The sequence below is a fragment of the Solimonas sp. SE-A11 genome, assembly GCF_030345715.1.
Classification (GTDB): Bacteria; Pseudomonadota; Gammaproteobacteria; order Nevskiales; family Nevskiaceae; genus Solimonas_A.
Window position 1 is genome coordinate 1 of sequence record NZ_JAUASX010000011.1, and the last position, 14,611, is coordinate 14,611.

General features: G+C 68.2%; 16 protein-coding genes and 1 tRNA gene. 6 read left to right on the forward strand and 11 right to left on the reverse strand.

Annotated elements, in window-relative coordinates; translation table 11 throughout:
- Positions 1–109 precede the first annotated feature (109 nt).
- The 11 genes from ychF to QT386_RS13340 all read right to left on the reverse strand — a co-directional run bounded on the left by ychF (position 110) and on the right by QT386_RS13340 (position 9,080).
- Entirely contained in the window at positions 110–1,207 is a 1,098-nt protein-coding gene (gene ychF, locus QT386_RS13290; protein ID WP_289274259.1) for a redox-regulated ATPase YchF, read from the reverse strand.
- Positions 1,208–1,225: 18 nt separating this feature from the next.
- Positions 1,226–1,810, reverse strand: coding sequence for an aminoacyl-tRNA hydrolase (gene pth / locus QT386_RS13295; protein ID WP_289274260.1), 585 nt, complete (start codon positions 1,808–1,810; stop codon positions 1,226–1,228).
- A gap of 64 nt (positions 1,811–1,874) precedes the next feature.
- Complete coding sequence (locus tag QT386_RS13300; RefSeq protein WP_289274261.1) at positions 1,875–2,567, reverse strand: 50S ribosomal protein L25/general stress protein Ctc; 693 nt, start codon at positions 2,565–2,567, stop codon at positions 1,875–1,877.
- Between the two features lie 87 nt (positions 2,568–2,654).
- Positions 2,655–3,569 (reverse strand): sigma-70 family RNA polymerase sigma factor, encoded by a 915-nt coding sequence (locus QT386_RS13305; RefSeq protein ID WP_289274262.1) that lies wholly within the window; start codon positions 3,567–3,569, stop codon positions 2,655–2,657.
- Between the two features lie 7 nt (positions 3,570–3,576).
- Positions 3,577–4,119: a hypothetical protein gene (locus QT386_RS13310; RefSeq protein WP_289274263.1), complete on the reverse strand. Its 543-nt coding sequence runs from the start codon at positions 4,117–4,119 to the stop codon at positions 3,577–3,579.
- Positions 4,120–4,131: 12 nt separating this feature from the next.
- Entirely contained in the window at positions 4,132–4,524 is a 393-nt protein-coding gene (locus QT386_RS13315; RefSeq protein WP_289274264.1) for a hypothetical protein, read from the reverse strand.
- A 214-nt stretch (positions 4,525–4,738) separates the two neighbouring features.
- Entirely contained in the window at positions 4,739–5,692 is a 954-nt protein-coding gene (locus tag QT386_RS13320; protein ID WP_367401440.1) for a ribose-phosphate diphosphokinase, read from the reverse strand.
- 89 nt (positions 5,693–5,781) lie between these two features.
- Positions 5,782–5,856 (reverse strand) — tRNA-Gln (locus tag QT386_RS13325).
- A gap of 3 nt (positions 5,857–5,859) precedes the next feature.
- Complete coding sequence (gene ispE / locus QT386_RS13330) at positions 5,860–6,720, reverse strand: 4-(cytidine 5'-diphospho)-2-C-methyl-D-erythritol kinase (protein WP_289274266.1); 861 nt, start codon at positions 6,718–6,720, stop codon at positions 5,860–5,862.
- 48 nt (positions 6,721–6,768) lie between these two features.
- Complete coding sequence (gene lolB, locus QT386_RS13335) at positions 6,769–7,404, reverse strand: lipoprotein insertase outer membrane protein LolB (RefSeq protein ID WP_289274267.1); 636 nt, start codon at positions 7,402–7,404, stop codon at positions 6,769–6,771.
- The gene (locus QT386_RS13340) at positions 7,401–9,080 is read right to left on the reverse strand and encodes a tetratricopeptide repeat protein (protein WP_289274268.1); all 1,680 of its coding nucleotides are present in this window, start codon (positions 9,078–9,080) and stop codon (positions 7,401–7,403) included. Before QT386_RS13340 ends, lolB begins: the two co-directional genes overlap by 4 nt.
- Before the next feature lie 172 nt (positions 9,081–9,252).
- Between QT386_RS13340 and hemA the strand changes: the two genes are divergently transcribed.
- From hemA to QT386_RS13370, 6 genes are all read left to right on the forward strand, one after another.
- Positions 9,253–10,515 (forward strand): glutamyl-tRNA reductase, encoded by a 1,263-nt coding sequence (gene hemA, locus QT386_RS13345; RefSeq protein ID WP_289274269.1) that lies wholly within the window; start codon positions 9,253–9,255, stop codon positions 10,513–10,515.
- Between the two features lie 59 nt (positions 10,516–10,574).
- A complete protein-coding gene (gene prfA / locus QT386_RS13350; protein ID WP_289274270.1) occupies positions 10,575–11,654 on the forward strand; it encodes a peptide chain release factor 1 in 1,080 nt (359 codons plus the stop codon).
- A 2-nt stretch (positions 11,655–11,656) separates the two neighbouring features.
- Positions 11,657–12,478: a peptide chain release factor N(5)-glutamine methyltransferase gene (gene prmC, locus QT386_RS13355; protein WP_301334314.1), complete on the forward strand. Its 822-nt coding sequence runs from the start codon at positions 11,657–11,659 to the stop codon at positions 12,476–12,478.
- Positions 12,475–13,206 (forward strand): molybdopterin-synthase adenylyltransferase MoeB, encoded by a 732-nt coding sequence (locus tag QT386_RS13360; protein ID WP_289274272.1) that lies wholly within the window; start codon positions 12,475–12,477, stop codon positions 13,204–13,206. The genes prmC and QT386_RS13360 overlap by 4 nt, the downstream gene beginning before the upstream one ends.
- Positions 13,196–13,615, forward strand: a complete 420-nt coding sequence (locus QT386_RS13365; RefSeq protein WP_289274273.1) for a Mov34/MPN/PAD-1 family protein — start codon at positions 13,196–13,198, stop codon at positions 13,613–13,615. Before QT386_RS13360 ends, QT386_RS13365 begins: the two co-directional genes overlap by 11 nt.
- A 103-nt stretch (positions 13,616–13,718) precedes the next feature.
- Complete coding sequence (locus QT386_RS13370; protein WP_289274274.1) at positions 13,719–14,507, forward strand: crotonase/enoyl-CoA hydratase family protein; 789 nt, start codon at positions 13,719–13,721, stop codon at positions 14,505–14,507.
- The last annotated feature ends 104 nt before the right edge of the window (positions 14,508–14,611 follow it).

Sequence of the window (14,611 nt, forward strand, 5' to 3'; positions counted from 1 at the left end):
TTAGGCTCTTTAATAGCTATAAGCCTCCACCCGGGAAATGCACGTACCCTGTCTACGCCCCGGTGAATGTCCATAGAATGACATTCACCGGGTGCATGTCCATAGGGTGCTATACGTTGGCGAAGCGGAAGTGCATCACATCGCCTTCCTGCACGATGTACTCCTTGCCTTCCAGGCGCCACTTGCCGGCCTCCTTGGCGCCCGGCTCACCCTTGAACTGGATGTAGTCGCCGTAGCCGATCACCTCGGCGCGAATGAAGCCCTTCTCGAAATCGGTGTGGATCACGCCGGCCGCCTGCGGGCCGGTGGCGCCCACCTTCACGGTCCAGGCGCGCACTTCCTGCACGCCGGCGGTGAAGTAGGTCTGCAGGCCCAGCAGCGAATAGGCGGCGCGGATTACGCGATCCAGGCCGGCCTCTTCCTGGCCCAGGTCGGCGAGGAAGGCCGCCTTGTCGGCATCGTCCAGCTGCGCGATCTCGGCCTCGATCGCGGCGCAGACCGGCACCACCTCGGAGCCCTCCTTGGCCGCGTATTCCTGCACGCGCTTGAGGTACTCGTTGCCGTTCTGCAGGCCGGCCTCGTCGACGTTGGCGATGTACAGCGCCGGCTTGGCAGTGATGAAGGAGAACTCGCGCAGCTGCACCTTCTCCTCTGGCTCCAGCGCCAGCGAGCGCACCGGGTTGCCGTCGTTGAGGTGGGCCTGCACGCGCTTGAGCAGCTCGTGCTTGGCCACCGCCTCCTTGATGCCGGCCTTGGCGGTCTTGGCGATGCGGTCCACCGCCTTGGTCACGCTGTCCAGGTCCGCCAGCGCCAATTCAGTGTTGATGATCTCGATGTCGCGGATCGGGTCCGGCTTGCCGGCCACGTGGATCACGTCGTCGTTGTCGAAGCAGCGCGTCACGTGCGCAATGGCGTCGGTCTCGCGGATGTGGCCGAGGAACTGGTTGCCCAGGCCTTCACCCTTGCTGGCGCCGGCCACCAGGCCCGCGATATCCACGAACTCCACCGTGGTCGGCACGATGCGCTGCGGCTTGACGATGGCCGACAGCGCCTCGAGGCGCTGGTCCGGCACCGGCACGATGCCCACGTTGGGATCGATCGTGCAGAAGGGATAGTTTTCCGCCGCGATGCCCGCCTTGGTCAGCGCGTTGAACAGGGTCGACTTGCCGACGTTGGGGAGACCGACGATGCCGCACTTGATGCCCATGGTGATCCTTTGCTTCGCTTATTTCGTGGCGGTGTGGAGCTGGGTCAGCGCCCGCTCCCAACCCTTGGTGAACCAGGTCTCGAGCGCATCCGCGGCGAGGCTGATCCCGTTGAGAATGGCGTCCTCGTCCGCCTTGGAAGGGCGGTTGAGCACGTAGTTGTGCACTAGGCTCTTGTCGCCCGGATGACCGATGCCCACGCGCAGGCGCTGGTAGCCCTCGCCGAACACCTTGTGCAGGTCGCGCAGGCCATTGTGGCCGCCGTGACCGCCGCCGGACTTGAGCTTCATCGTGCCCACGGGCAGGTCCAGTTCGTCGTGCGCGGCCAGCAGGTCGGCCGGTGCGATCTTGTAGAACTGCGCCAGCGCCTGAGCCGCCTGTCCGCTGCGGTTCATGTAGGTAGAGGGCTTGAGCAGCAGCATGTCCTGCCCGGCGATCTTCACCCGCGCCAGCTCGCCATGGAACTTCGGCTCCACCCGGAACGTGCCGCCGTAGCGGCGCGCCAACTCGTCGGCGAACCAGAAGCCGGCGTTATGGCGCGTGCGCGCGTAGTCCGGCCCGGGATTGCCGAGACCGATGACAGCGCGTAGGGCGGGGGAGGACATGGCGGTTCAATAAAAAACCCGTCCGGCCAATGCGGACGGACGGGTCTGTTCAGTGCAGACGAACTTACTTCTTCTTCGGAGCAGCCTTCGGAGCGGCGGCAGCGGCCTTGGCGTCCGGAGCCTTCTGGTTCGCAGCCGGGACCTCGGCGGAAGCAGGGGCGGCAGTTTCTTCTTCCTTGGCGGCGCGCGGCAGGTGGATCACGACCACGCTCTGGTCGTTGCCATGCTTCAGTTCGGCCAGCGACACGCCTTCCGGCAGCTTGATCTGCGACAGGTGCACCGCATCGTTCAGTTCCAGGCCCGAGAGGTCGATCTCCAGGTACTCCGGCAGGTCCTTCGGCAGGCACTCGACGTCCACCTGGTTGAGGTGGTGCTCGACGATACCGCCGCCGATCTTCACGCCCGGGGCCACATCGGCGCCCTTGAAGTGCAGCGGCACGGCGCGACGCAGGATCTGGTCGGCCAGGATGCGCTGGAAGTCGATGTGCAGCAGGGTCTCGTCGACCGGGTGACGCTGCAGGTCCTTGAGCACCACCTGCTGCGACTGGCCGTCGAGCGTCAGGGTCAGGATATGCGAGTAGAAGGCTTCGACCTTCAGGGCCTTCCACATCTCGTTGTGCGAGACGGAAACGCTGAGGGCCTTGTCCTTGCCACCGTAGATGACGGCGGGCACCTTGCCCAGGCGACGCAGGCGGCGGCTCGCACCTTTGCCTTCGTCTGCACGGGTTTCGGCGATGACGGTGAAATTCTGTTTCATGGAAATCTCTCGGAAAATCAATGGGCTTCCGCCCGCGACCAGACGGAAGGGGGCAAATTGTACTGGAACCGGCCCCGCGCCGCGAGTTCAGGCCTGCCCGGCGGGCTGCAGGCGGGCCAGCTTCTCCGGATTGCGGGTCACATAAATCGCCACGATGCGCCCGTCCTGGATGTCCAGCGCATAGGTCTGGTTCAGGCGCCCGGACATGTAGAGCAGGATGCCCGGCATGCCGTTGATGCTGGCCAGCCGCAGGTTCAGCGGGCCGGAGATCAGGCGCCGCGCGATCTTGGGCTTGCGCACCAGCCCGGTCAGGAAGCGCGCGATGCGCTCCGGCCCCACCACCGGCTTGAGCGCCGCCGGCACCTTGCCGCCGCCGTCGGAGTAGAACACCGCGTCGTCCGCCAGGATTCGCTTGAGTCCCTCCAGGTCGCCACTGCCCAGGGCCATGACGAAAGCCTGCGTCAGCCGCGCCGATTCTTCCTCGGAAGGTCGGAAGCGCGGCCGCTCGCGCCGTACCTGGCTGCGGGCGCGCGATGCCAACTGCCGGCAGGCGTCCTCGCTGCGGCGCAGGGTGCGCGCCACCTCGGGGTAGTCGAGGTCGAAGACGTCATGCATCAGGAAGGCCGCGCGTTCCAGCGGCGACAGCCGCTCCAGCGTCAGCAGCAGCGCCACCGACAGGTCGTCGGCGTACTCGCCGGCCGCGTCCGGCGCCAGCGTCGCGTCATCCAGCAGCGGCTCCGGCAACCAGGGGCCCACGTATTCCTCGCGCTGCATGCGCGCGGACTTCAGCTGGTCCAGGCACAGCCGCGTCACCGTGCGGCCCAGGAAGGCCCGCGGCTGTTCCACCACGGAGCGGTCCGTGGCATGCCAGCGCAGGTAGGCGTCCTGCACCACGTCCTCCGCTTCCGCGCGCGAGCCCAGCATGCGGTAGGCCAGCCCCAGCAGGGAGCCGCGGTGGGGCTCGAAGCTGGCGGCGGGATCGGGCTGCAGGCTGGCGGACACGGCGGCCTCAGGCGGTCTGCGGCACGGCCTGCGCCTGGCCGCCGATTTCCACGCGCACGCAGGTCTTGCCGTAGCCCAGCGCGTACTTCAGCGTCGGGAACATGCGTGCCGCCACCAGCGAGAAGCCGATGGAAACCAGCGCCTGCCGGCCCCAGCGCTGCAGGACCTGCTCGCGCAGCGAATCGGCCTCCGGGGCATGTGCCAGAGAGGCCTCGGCGAAGCGGTAGACCAGGCGGACGTCGTCCGGCAACTGCTCCGGCCGGCGCCCGACAATGGCGCGCAGCGTCGCCGCCGGTACGCCGGCCTCCTCGGCCATGCGCACCACCAACTGCGTGCAGGGTCCGCAGTCCTCGCTCATGGTGCCCACGAGCTTGGCGGCGAACCAGGCGTCCATGGGCAGGTCGCGGCGATACCGCCCCAGCGGCATGACCTTATTGAAGGCCATCAGGGCCCTCAGGTCGGTTTCGAGCAGATCGCGGGCATAGGACATGTCGTAATCGTACGCGCGCTCGAACTTCGAGATCTGGCGGTTGATGAGGCTCTTGATCATGTCAGCTTCTCCTCAGCCGTGGCGGCCGGCCGTGGCCGCCTGGCGCGGCCAGGACAGGGCCAGCGCCGCCAGGGCCGGGGCCAGCACCAGCAGCGCGTCATTGATCAGGTGATCCACCGCCACGCGGCCCTGCAGGGCGTCGAAGACGTGCACCAGCGCATGCAACAGCAGGAAGCTGCTGCCGGCGATCGCCGCCGGCCAGGCCTGCGCCCAGCGCGCCGTGGCCAGCAGGCCGCCAGCGGCCACGATGTAGGCCGCGCCGATGTCGCGGACGAAGTGGGGGTTGAAGGGGCCGGTGGCGCTGACGCCGGGCACTGCCGGGTACCAGGCGGCCGGCGCCAGCAGCATGTACAGCCCGTTGGCCAACAGGCCCAGGCCGAGGGCGGACAGGATCAGGCTTCGCATTGCTCGTTTGCTCCGATGTGAAGGGGGTTCACGGACAAGACGAGGCAGCCCATGCGGTTGTGACATGCGGCATGACTTATAGGAGCCAGCTTGCTGGCGACTTGAAGCGGCGAGTCGCCAGCAAGCTGGCTCCTGCAAAGGGGGATGATCTTGGCCCGGAAAAAACAAAAGCCCCTCGCGAGGAGGGGCTTTCGGAGGCCTTCGACTCAGGCCTTTAGTCCACGTACAGCGAGCTCACCGACTCTTCCGCGCTGATGCGGCGGATGGTCTCGGCCAGCAGGCCGCCGATCGACAGCTGGCGGATCTTCGGGCAGCCCTTGGCGGCTTCGGAGAGGGGGATGGTGTCGGTCACCACCAGCTCGTCGAGCACCGACTTGCTGATGTTGCTGATCGCCGGGCCCGAGAGCACCGGGTGGGTGATGTAGGCCACCACCTTGATCGCGCCGGCTTCCTTCAGGGCCTCGGCGGCCTTGCACAGAGTGCCCGCGGTATCGGCGAGGTCGTCCACCAGCACGCAGGTGCGGCCGCTGACGTCGCCGATGATGTTCATCACGCGCGACTCGTTCGGCTTGGGGCGGCGCTTGTCGATGATCGCCAGGTCCGCGTCGTCGAGGCGCTTGGCCACGGCGCGCGCGCGGACCACGCCGCCGACGTCCGGGGCCACCACGATCAGGTTCTCGTACTTCTGGCGCCAGATTTCGCCTAGCAGCACGGGGCTGGCGTAGACGTTGTCCACGGCGACGTCGAAGAAGCCCTGGATCTGGTCGGCGTGCAGGTCCACGGTCAGCACGCGGTTGGCACCGCATTCGCCGATCATGTCGGCAATGACCTTGGCGGAGATCGGCACGCGCGTCGAGCGCGGGCGGCGGTCCTGGCGGGCGTAGCCGAAGTAGGGGATCACCGCCGTGATGCGGCCGGCCGAGGCGCGCTTGAGCGCGTCCAGCATCAGCAGCAGTTCCATCACGTTGTCATTGGTCGGAGCGCAGGTCGGCTGGATCACGAAGACGTCCTTGCCGCGGACATTCTCCTGGATCTCGATCTGGATCTCGCCGTCGGAGAACTGCGAGATCACCGCCTGCCCCAGCGGCTGCTTCAGGTAATTGGCAATGTCCTGCGAAAGCTTGGGATTCGCATTACCCGAGAACAGCATCAGCTTGGAGTCGGCCATGTAAACGTTCGCCTCTGCGGTGGCGCTGTCGGAATAGGAGTTCATGCAGCGCCCCGTCGATCCTGGCTATAGGAAGAAAGGAAGAAAGTTGGATGGGGCGGATGGATTCGAACCATCGAATGGCAGGATCAAAACCTGCTGCCTTACCACTTGGCGACGCCCCAGCGTCACAGGCCGCGCATTATACCGGTGAGCGGTGATCGATTCAGCCCACGCGCAACAAAACTCTTCCATTGCGCCGGAACCTGCTTCTGGGCGGCGCTGGCGAGCGCGCGTTCGGTGAAGCTGAGGAAGACCGAGGCGCCGGTCCCGGACATCTGGGCCGGGCCGTGGCCGCGCGCCCAGTCCAGGGCAGCCTTGACCTGCGGGTAGCGGGCGGCGGTGACCGGCTCGCAGACGTTGCCGGTGCGGCCGGCCAGGTAGTCGTCCAGGGTCACGCGGGGGCAATCCCGCTTCAGCTCGGGCGCCTGGAAGATTTCCTGGGTGCTGACCGACACGTCCGGCACCACCACCAGGTACCAGGGTTCGGGCATTTCGACCGGCGCGAGGCGCTCGCCCACGCCCTCGGCCCAGCTGGCCAGGCCGCGCACGAAGACCGGCACGTCGGCGCCCAGCTGCAGGCCGATATCGGCCAGCTCGGCGGTGGTGAAGCCGGTGTTCCACAGGCGGTTCAGCGCCACCAGGGTGGTGGCGGCGTTGCTGGAGCCGCCACCCAGCCCCCCGCCGATCGGCAGGTGCTTCTCGATCCGGATGTCCGCGCCCAGGCCGGCGCCGCTGAGCTTGCCCAGCAACCGGGCGGCGCGCACCGCCAGGTCCTGCTCCGGGTCGATGCCCGGCAGGATGTTCTGGCGGACCACCTTGCCGTCGCCGCGGGGGACGAAGAACAGGCTGTCGCCGTGATCCAGGAACTGGAACAGGGTCTGCAGCTCGTGATAGCCGTCCTTGCGGCGGCCGGTGACATGCAGGAACAGGTTCAGCTTGGCCGGGGCCGGCCAGGGGAATTCGTTGGTGAAGGGGGCAAAAGTCATGGGTCTTGATTATATGTGGGGCGGGAGGTCCGTCTCCGGCCGTCACGCCTATTGTATGGCGGCAGCGGCCGGCGCCGCCTCGGCACCTGGTAGCCCATCCCAGCGGTCGGCCACCAGTTTGATCGTCACCTCTGGGCTGGCCAGCTGGAAGCGGCGCGGCAGCGTCACCGGGCCGGCCGGCTGGTACTCGTCGTATTCCAGGCGCCAGCCATCCTGCTCCAGCACCGCGATCTCACCCTCGCCATCCAGCTCGATCCGGGCCGGCAGGGCGGGGGCGGGCAGTCCCAGCGCCCAGTAGCGCAGACCGGCGATCGGCAAGGTCCAGCCCAGCTTGCGCTTCAGCCAGGCCTCCGGGTCGGCTGTCACCTGGATGCCCTCGCGGCTGCGCACCTCCACCATCGTGGGACTGCCGGCGATGCTCAGTGCGCCCACGCCAAAGGGCCCCGCCACGCGCAGGTCGAAGCTGTCGTCCGGGTTCTGCTGCCAGCGCAGGTCGCCTTTCATGCCCAGGCTGCCGCTGCTGGCCACGCGGGCCTGCAGGTTGAATCGGTCGATCCGCTCGAGCGCCAGCTTGCGTTCCTGCCAGCGCGCCTCGGAGGGTTGCTGCGGCATGTCCGGACCCGTGAACAGGGCGCAGCCTGCCAGCAGGCTGGCGGCGGCCACGCCGCACCATGCGAGCCTCATCGGGTGAGCCGCTGCACCGTCTCTTTCAGCACGCGGTGGGCCGGGTCGTCGGCGAGGGCCTTGTCCCAGATTTCACGGGCGCGCTCCTTCTGACCCAGGACCCACAGCACCTCGCCCAGGTGGGCGGCGACTTCGGGGTCCGGAAACTTATCGTAGGCCTGTTGCAGCCAGGTGAGCGCCTCCTGGTGGCGCCCGCGCTTGTATTCCGCCCAGCCCAGGCTGTCGATGATCGCGGCGTCGTCCGGCTCCAGCTCGTGGGCGCGGCGGATCATCTCGGTGGCCTCGTCCAGGCGCTGGGTGTGGACCAGCAGCATGTAGCCCAGGCCATTGAGCGCGCGCGCGTCGTCCGGGTCCTGCGCCAGTAGGCTGCGCAGGTCCTTTTCCGCCAGCGGCAGCTGGCCCAGGCGCTCATGCACCAGCGAACGGCTGTAGATCAGGTCGCCGTCATCCGGGTAGTCGCTCACCGCTTCGTCGAGCAGCTTCAGGGCTTCTTCGTTGGCATTGGCCTCGAGCAGGATCTCGGCCTCGGCGCGGTAGAAGCGCGGGCCCAGCGGCGGCAGCTGGTCGCGAGCCTGCGCCAGCAGCGAGCGCGCCGCAGGCAGCTGGCCATTCTCGGCCATCACCGAGGCGCGGCGCATCAGCGCCTCCACGGCCGGCATGCCGTTGGTGACCTTGGCGTAGTAGTCCAGCGCCTTGTCCCAGTTCTTGCGCGATTCTTCCATGCGGCCCAGCTGCAGCGCGGCTTCTTGCACGCGCTCGCCCTGCATCAGCGGCTGCAGGTACTTCTCGGCCTCTGCGTACTGCTGGTCGCTGACAGCCAGTACCCCCAGCGCAAAGCGGGCCTCGTCCATCTTCGGGTTGGCGGCCAGCGCCTTCTGCAGCTGGCTGCGCGCCGCATCGCGTTGGTCGGCCTCCAGCAGCAGTCGGGAATAGGCATAGCGGATGGTGGGGCCCTTGGGCCCGCCGGCCAGCTTGTCGATCAGCGCCCCGGACTCGTCCAGCTTCTTCTGGCGCACCAGCACGCCGGCCAGCAGCAGCGTCTCCTCTTCGGCGCCTTTGGACAGCTCCACTGCCTTGCGGGCCGAGGTCTCGGCCAGCGGCAGATCCTCGTAGCGCAGGGCCACCAGGGCCAGCGCATGCTGGGCGCCGGCTCGCTTGGGTTCCTTCTCGGTGAGCTGGCGCATGATCTCCAGCGAGATTGGGCCGTGCTCGTTGCCGGACTGTGCCAGCAGCAGGGCTACATGGCGGTAGCCGTCGTCCCGTCCGCCGGCGTGGCCGTCCACGATGGCCTGGGCCTGGCGCTGCACCTCGGCCTTGTCGCCGGCCTCCAGTGCCAGCCGGGCGATCACCTCGCGGGCCTCCAGGGCACTCGGTTCCACCACCAGCCAGCGCTGGGCAGCCTGCATGGCCAGGCCCATGTCCTTGGCCAGCAGGGCCAGCTGGGTGGCGCGTTGGGCCAGGTCCGGGTCAGGGGTGATGGCCAGGGCCTTGAGGAATTCCTGGGCTGCCACGCCCGGCTGCTGCCGATTGGCCGCCATCTCGCCGGCCATCACGTGGAATTGCACATTGGCCTGCTGGGAGTCGAAGGGCGCGGCTTGCGCCGGCGCCCTGGGGCGTTCCGCCGCCAAAGCCTGTGCGGAGACCAGCAGGAGGGCCGAAAGGCCCAGGAGTTGCATCGGGAAAGTTCTGGAAATCACGGGAAAAACCGGCGCGGGCGATGGATCACAGACATTATCACTCCGCCGGGGTTCAGTCCGTGATCCGTGCCCGTCCGTCCTGCCGGGGGGCGGTGTCCAGGCAGCGGAGTCGCGAAACCGTTAAAATTGCGGAATCGTTTTCGGTAGCCCCATGGCCTTAATCACACTGGGTCTCAGCCACCATCTCGCGCCGGTCGAGGCGCGCGAGCGCCTGGCCTTTGCAGAAGCCGACCTGCCGGCGGCCCTGACGCGCCTGCGCGCCCTGCCGGGCGTGAACGAGGCCGCCATCCTGTCCACCTGCAACCGCACCGAGATCATGGCGGTGGCGGAGCTGAGCGAGGAGTCGCGCCTGCTGGAGTGGTGGCGCCGGGAGCGCCAGGCCCCCGAGGGCTACATCGAGAAGTACCTCTACTCTCACCGCGACCTGGGCAGCGTCACCCACAGCTTGCGGGTAGCCTCGGGCCTGGATTCCATGGTGCTGGGCGAGCCCCAGATCCTGGGACAGATGAAGCAGACCTTCGCCCTGGCCAGCGAGATCAACTCCCTGGGCCCGGTGCTCGGCCGCCTGTTCCAGCACACCTTCGCGGTCGCCAAGCTGGTGCGCAACCAGACCCAGGTCGGCGCCCACCCGGTGTCGGTGGCCTACGCCGCCGTGCAGATGGCGCGCCGCATCTTCGCCGACCTCTCCGGCCAGACCGTGCTGCTGATCGGCGCCGGCGAGATGACCCAGCTGCTGGCGCGGCACCTGCAGCAGCACGGCGTCGGCCGCATCGTGGTGGCCAACCGCAGCCTGGAGCGCGCCGAGAAGCTGGCCCGAGAGGTCCATGGCTACGCCATCAGCCTCAACGATCTGCCGGGCTACCTGGCGGACGCCGACCTGATCGTCTCCTGCACCGCCGCCCGCGGCACCATCCTGCACAAGGAAGTGATGCAGCGCGCGGTCAAGAGCCGCCGCCGCAAGCCGGTGTTCATGATCGACCTGGCCGTTCCGCGCGACATCGACCCGCGCATCGCCGACCTCGAGGACATCTACCTCTACACCGTGGACGACCTACGCGCCGTGGTGACGGAGAACCTCAAGCTGCGCGAAGAGGCCGCCAAGCAGGCCGAGGTGCTGATCCAGTCCCAGGCCCTGGAGTTCGGCCGCTGGCTCGAGACCCGCGACGCCGGCGCCACCATCCAGCAGATTCGCGCCCGCGCCCGCGGCGTGCGCGACGAGGTGCTGGACAAGGCCCGGCGCAAGCTCGCCTCCGGCGAGAAGCCGGAAGACGTGATGGCCTTCCTCGCCGACACCCTGGCCAACAAGCTGCTGCATGCCCCGTCCAGCGCGCTCAAGCGCGCCGACGCCGTCGAACAGGCGCTGCTGCTGAACGCCGCGCGCAAGCTGTTCGATCTCCCCGACGACCAGGCCTAGCGGCCCTGCGGCCGTGCCGGCATCCGCCGGACGGCAGCCCATTCCCGTCACCCTCGAAAATGAAAGCATCCCTACTGACCAAGCTGGAAGGCCTTGCCGAGCGCCGTGAAGAAATTGCCGGTGAGCTGTCGGACCCGGATGTCATCGGCAACGTCGACAAGTTCCGTCGCCTGTCGCAGGAATATGCCCAGCTCGGCCCGCTGGCGGAGGCCTATGCCGGCTACCGCGACACCGGCAAGGAGATCGAGGGCCTGCTCGACATGCGCAACGAGTCCGACCGCGAGCTGCGCGAGATGGCCGAGCTGGAACTGCCGGCCGCGCAGGAGCGCCTGGCCGCCCTGGAGAAGACCCTGCAGGGCTACCTGGTGCCGAAGGACCCCTTGGACAACAACAACGTCTTCCTGGAAATCCGCGCCGGCACCGGCGGCGACGAGGCCGCGATCTTCGCCGGCGACCTGTTCCGCATGTACTCGCGCTGGGCCGAAGGGCGCGGCTGGACCGTGGAGGTGCTGTCGCTGAGCGAAGGCGAGCATGGTGGCTTCAAGGAAATCATCTCGCGCATCGACGGCTTCGGCGCCTACTCGCAGATGAAGTTCGAGTCCGGCGCACACCGCGTGCAGCGCGTGCCCGAGACCGAAGCGCAGGGACGCATCCATACGTCCGCCGCCACCGTCGCGGTGCTGCCGGAGATCGAGGAAAGCCAGATCACCATCAACCCGGCCGACTTGAAGATCGACACCTTCCGCTCCGGCGGCGCCGGCGGCCAGCACGTCAACAAGACCGAGTCGGCCATCCGCATCACCCATATCCCGACCGGCGTGGTGGTGGAGTGCCAGGAAGAGCGTTCGCAGCACAAGAACCGCGCCAAGGCCATGGCGTGGCTGTCGGCACGGCTGATCGACGCCGAGCGCTCCAAGCAGTCCGCCGAGATGGCGGCGGAGCGCAAGAAGCTGGTCGGCAGCGGTGACCGCTCCGAGCGCATCCGCACCTACAACTTCCCGCAGGGCCGCGTCACCGACCACCGCATCAACCTGACGCTCTACCAGCTCGAGCGCGTGATCCAGGGCGACCTGGACCCGGTGATCCAGCCGCTGCTGGCGGAGCACCAGGCCGAGCTGCTGGCCGAGATCGGCGAGTGACCCTGACCGAGGCGCTGGCCTGGGCGACCCAGCGTATCGACGCCGCCAGCGACAGCCCGCGCCAGGACGCCGAGATCCTGCTGGCCCACCAGCTGGGCCTGAGCCGCGGCCAGCTGTTCACGCGCCTGCGCGAGACACTGCGCTTGTCGGATGCCGAAGCCTTCGAGGAACTGGTGGCGCGCCGGGTGAACCAGCAGCCGGTAGCCTATCTCACCGGCGAGAAGGGCTTCTGGACGCTGACCTTGAAGGTCAGCCCGGCCGTGCTGGTGCCGCGCCCGGAGACGGAGCTTCTGGTGGAGTGGGGGCTGGAAATTCTGGGTGAGCAAAAGAGTCGTATTGCCGACTTGGGCACCGGCAGCGGCGCCATCGCCCTGGCCCTGGCCAGCGAGCGGCCCGAAGCGGAGGTGATCGCCACCGACGCCTCGCCTGCAGCCCTGGCCGTGGCTCGCGCCAACGCCGCCGACCTGGGCCTGGAGCGCGTGCAGTTCCGCCAGGGCCACTGGAGCGAGCCCTTGCAGGGCGAAGTCTTCGACCTGATCGTTTCGAATCCTCCTTACATCCGCGCCGGCGACGAGCACCTGCCGGCCTTGCGCCACGAGCCGCTGTCCGCGCTCACCGACGGTGCCGACGGCCTGCAGTGCCTGCGCGAGATCGTGGCCACCGCGCCGGCGTTGCTGCGCCCGGGTGGCTGGCTGCTGCTGGAACACGGCTATGATCAGGGCGAGGCCGTGCGCGGGCTGCTGCGGCAGGCCGGCATGGCCGATATCGCCACCCGCCGCGACCTGGGCGGCCAGGAACGCGCCACTGGAGCCCGCCAGCCTTGAGCAACTTCGCCCGCTATGCGCGGCAGGTGATCCTGCCGGAGGTCGGCGTCAACGGCCAGCAGCTGCTGCGCGACTCCAGCACGCTGGTCGTGGGCCTGGGTGGTCTCGGCTCCATTGCCGCCTCCTATCTGGCCGGCGCCGGCCTTGGCCGCCTGGTGCTGGCGGACCGTGATCGCGTGGAGGCCAGCAACCTGCAGCGCCAGCTGCTCTACCGCCAGGCGGACATCGGCCGCGCCAAGACCGAGGCCGCCCGTGCCCAACTGGCGGCGCTGAACCCCGAGGTGGAGATCGAGCTGGCCGACGCCGAGTCCTGGCCAGCGGCGGTGCCCACCGTGGACGTGGTGCTGGACTGCACCGACAACTTTCCCGCGCGTTTCGCCATCAACCGCGCCTGCGTCGCCGCGCGCAAACCCCTGGTGTCCGGTGCCGCCATCCGCATGGAGGGCCAGCTCGCCGTGTTCGACCTGCGCCGCGGCGGCCCCTGCTACGCCTGCCTCTATCCGGACAGCGGCGAAGCCGCCGAGACCTGCGAGGAGGCCGGCATCCTCGGTCCCGTGGTGGGCTCCATCGGGGCCATGCAGGCCCTGGCGGCGCTGCAACTGCTGCTGGGAATCGGCGAGGCCGGGCGTCTGCAGGTATGGGACGCGCGCCAGATGAGGTGGCGTTCGCATAAGATGACGCGCGATCCCAACTGCCCTGTGTGTGGAGCACAACAAGATGGTCACTGAAGCTGCCCTGATCCTGCCGCGCCGCCTGGCCCTGCGCATCCTCGCCGCCGCCCAGAACGCCGCGCCGAACCGCACCGCCGGCGTGGTCGGCTGCGACAGCGATGGCCCCGTGGCCTTCATGCAGCTGCGCAACGGCGCGCCGCAGCCCGAGACCCAGGTGGTACACGCCAGCGGCGACATCCAGGCCGCGCGCTTCGCGCTGGACGGCCGCGGCCTGGGTCTCTGGGCCTACGTCATCTCGCACCCCGCCCAGGCCGCCGAGCCCAAGGCCGAGGATTTCCGCGCCAGCCCGTATGCGGATGCCGTGCACCTGGTGATCTCCTTGTCCACCAAGGGCGTGCTGGAAATGCGGGCCTGGCAGCGCGTGGGCACCGAGCCGCGCGAGCGCGTGCTGAAGATCCGGGACTGAATAGCCTTTTGCAGGAGCCAGCTTGCTGGCGACACGAAACTGCGTGTCGCCAGCAAGCTGGCTCCTACCGGTACAACCATAAAAATACTGGAGGAGACCCCCGATGTCCGAGCAGAAAATCATCACCGAGAAGCGCGGCCACGTGCTGCTGATCGGCTTCAACCGTCCGCAGAAGTACAACGCCTTTGACCTCGAGATGTTCATGCAACTGGCCGACGCCTACGGCCAGCTCAATGCCGACCCCGAGCTGCGTGTCGGCCTGGTGCATGGCAACGGCAAGCACTTCCACGCCGGTCTGGAACTGCCCACCTGGGGCAACACCTTCTCCGCCGGCAAGTGGCTGGACTTCGCGCCGCACCAGTGCGATCCCTGCGGTCTGACGCCGGATCGTCGCCTCAACAAGCCGATCGTGATGGCCATCCACGGCATCTGCTTCACCTCGGGCATCGAGCTGGCGCTGGCCGCCGACATCCGCGTCGTCGGCGACGACGCGCGCTTCGGCCAGATCGAGATCAAGCGCGGCATCTACCCGGTGTTCGGCGCCACCGTGCGCATGGTGCAGGAGTTCGGTTGGGGCAATGCCCAGCGCTACCTGCTCACCGGCGACGAATTCAACGCCGCCGAGGCCCACCGCATCGGCCTGGCCCAGGAAGTGGTGCCCGCCGGCCAGCAGTTCGACCGCGCCCTGGAGATCGCGCAGCGCGTCGCCAAGCAGGCGCCGCTGGGCGTCTACGCCAGCCTCAAGTCCTCGCGCATCACCATGGAAAAGGGCTTCGCCCAGGCCGTGGCCGCGCTGATGCCGGACCTGCAGCCGATCATGGCCAGCGAGGACGCGAAGGAAGGCGTGCAGTCCTTCGTCGAGCGGCGTGAGGCGAACTTCAAGGGGCGCTGAAGCTCCTTTTGTGCTCTGTATGGCTCCCTCTCCCCGCCAGGCGGGGAGAGGGTCGGGGTGAGGGGCAGCGCTCTGTGATTGGATGACTGCCCCCAAATCAGATC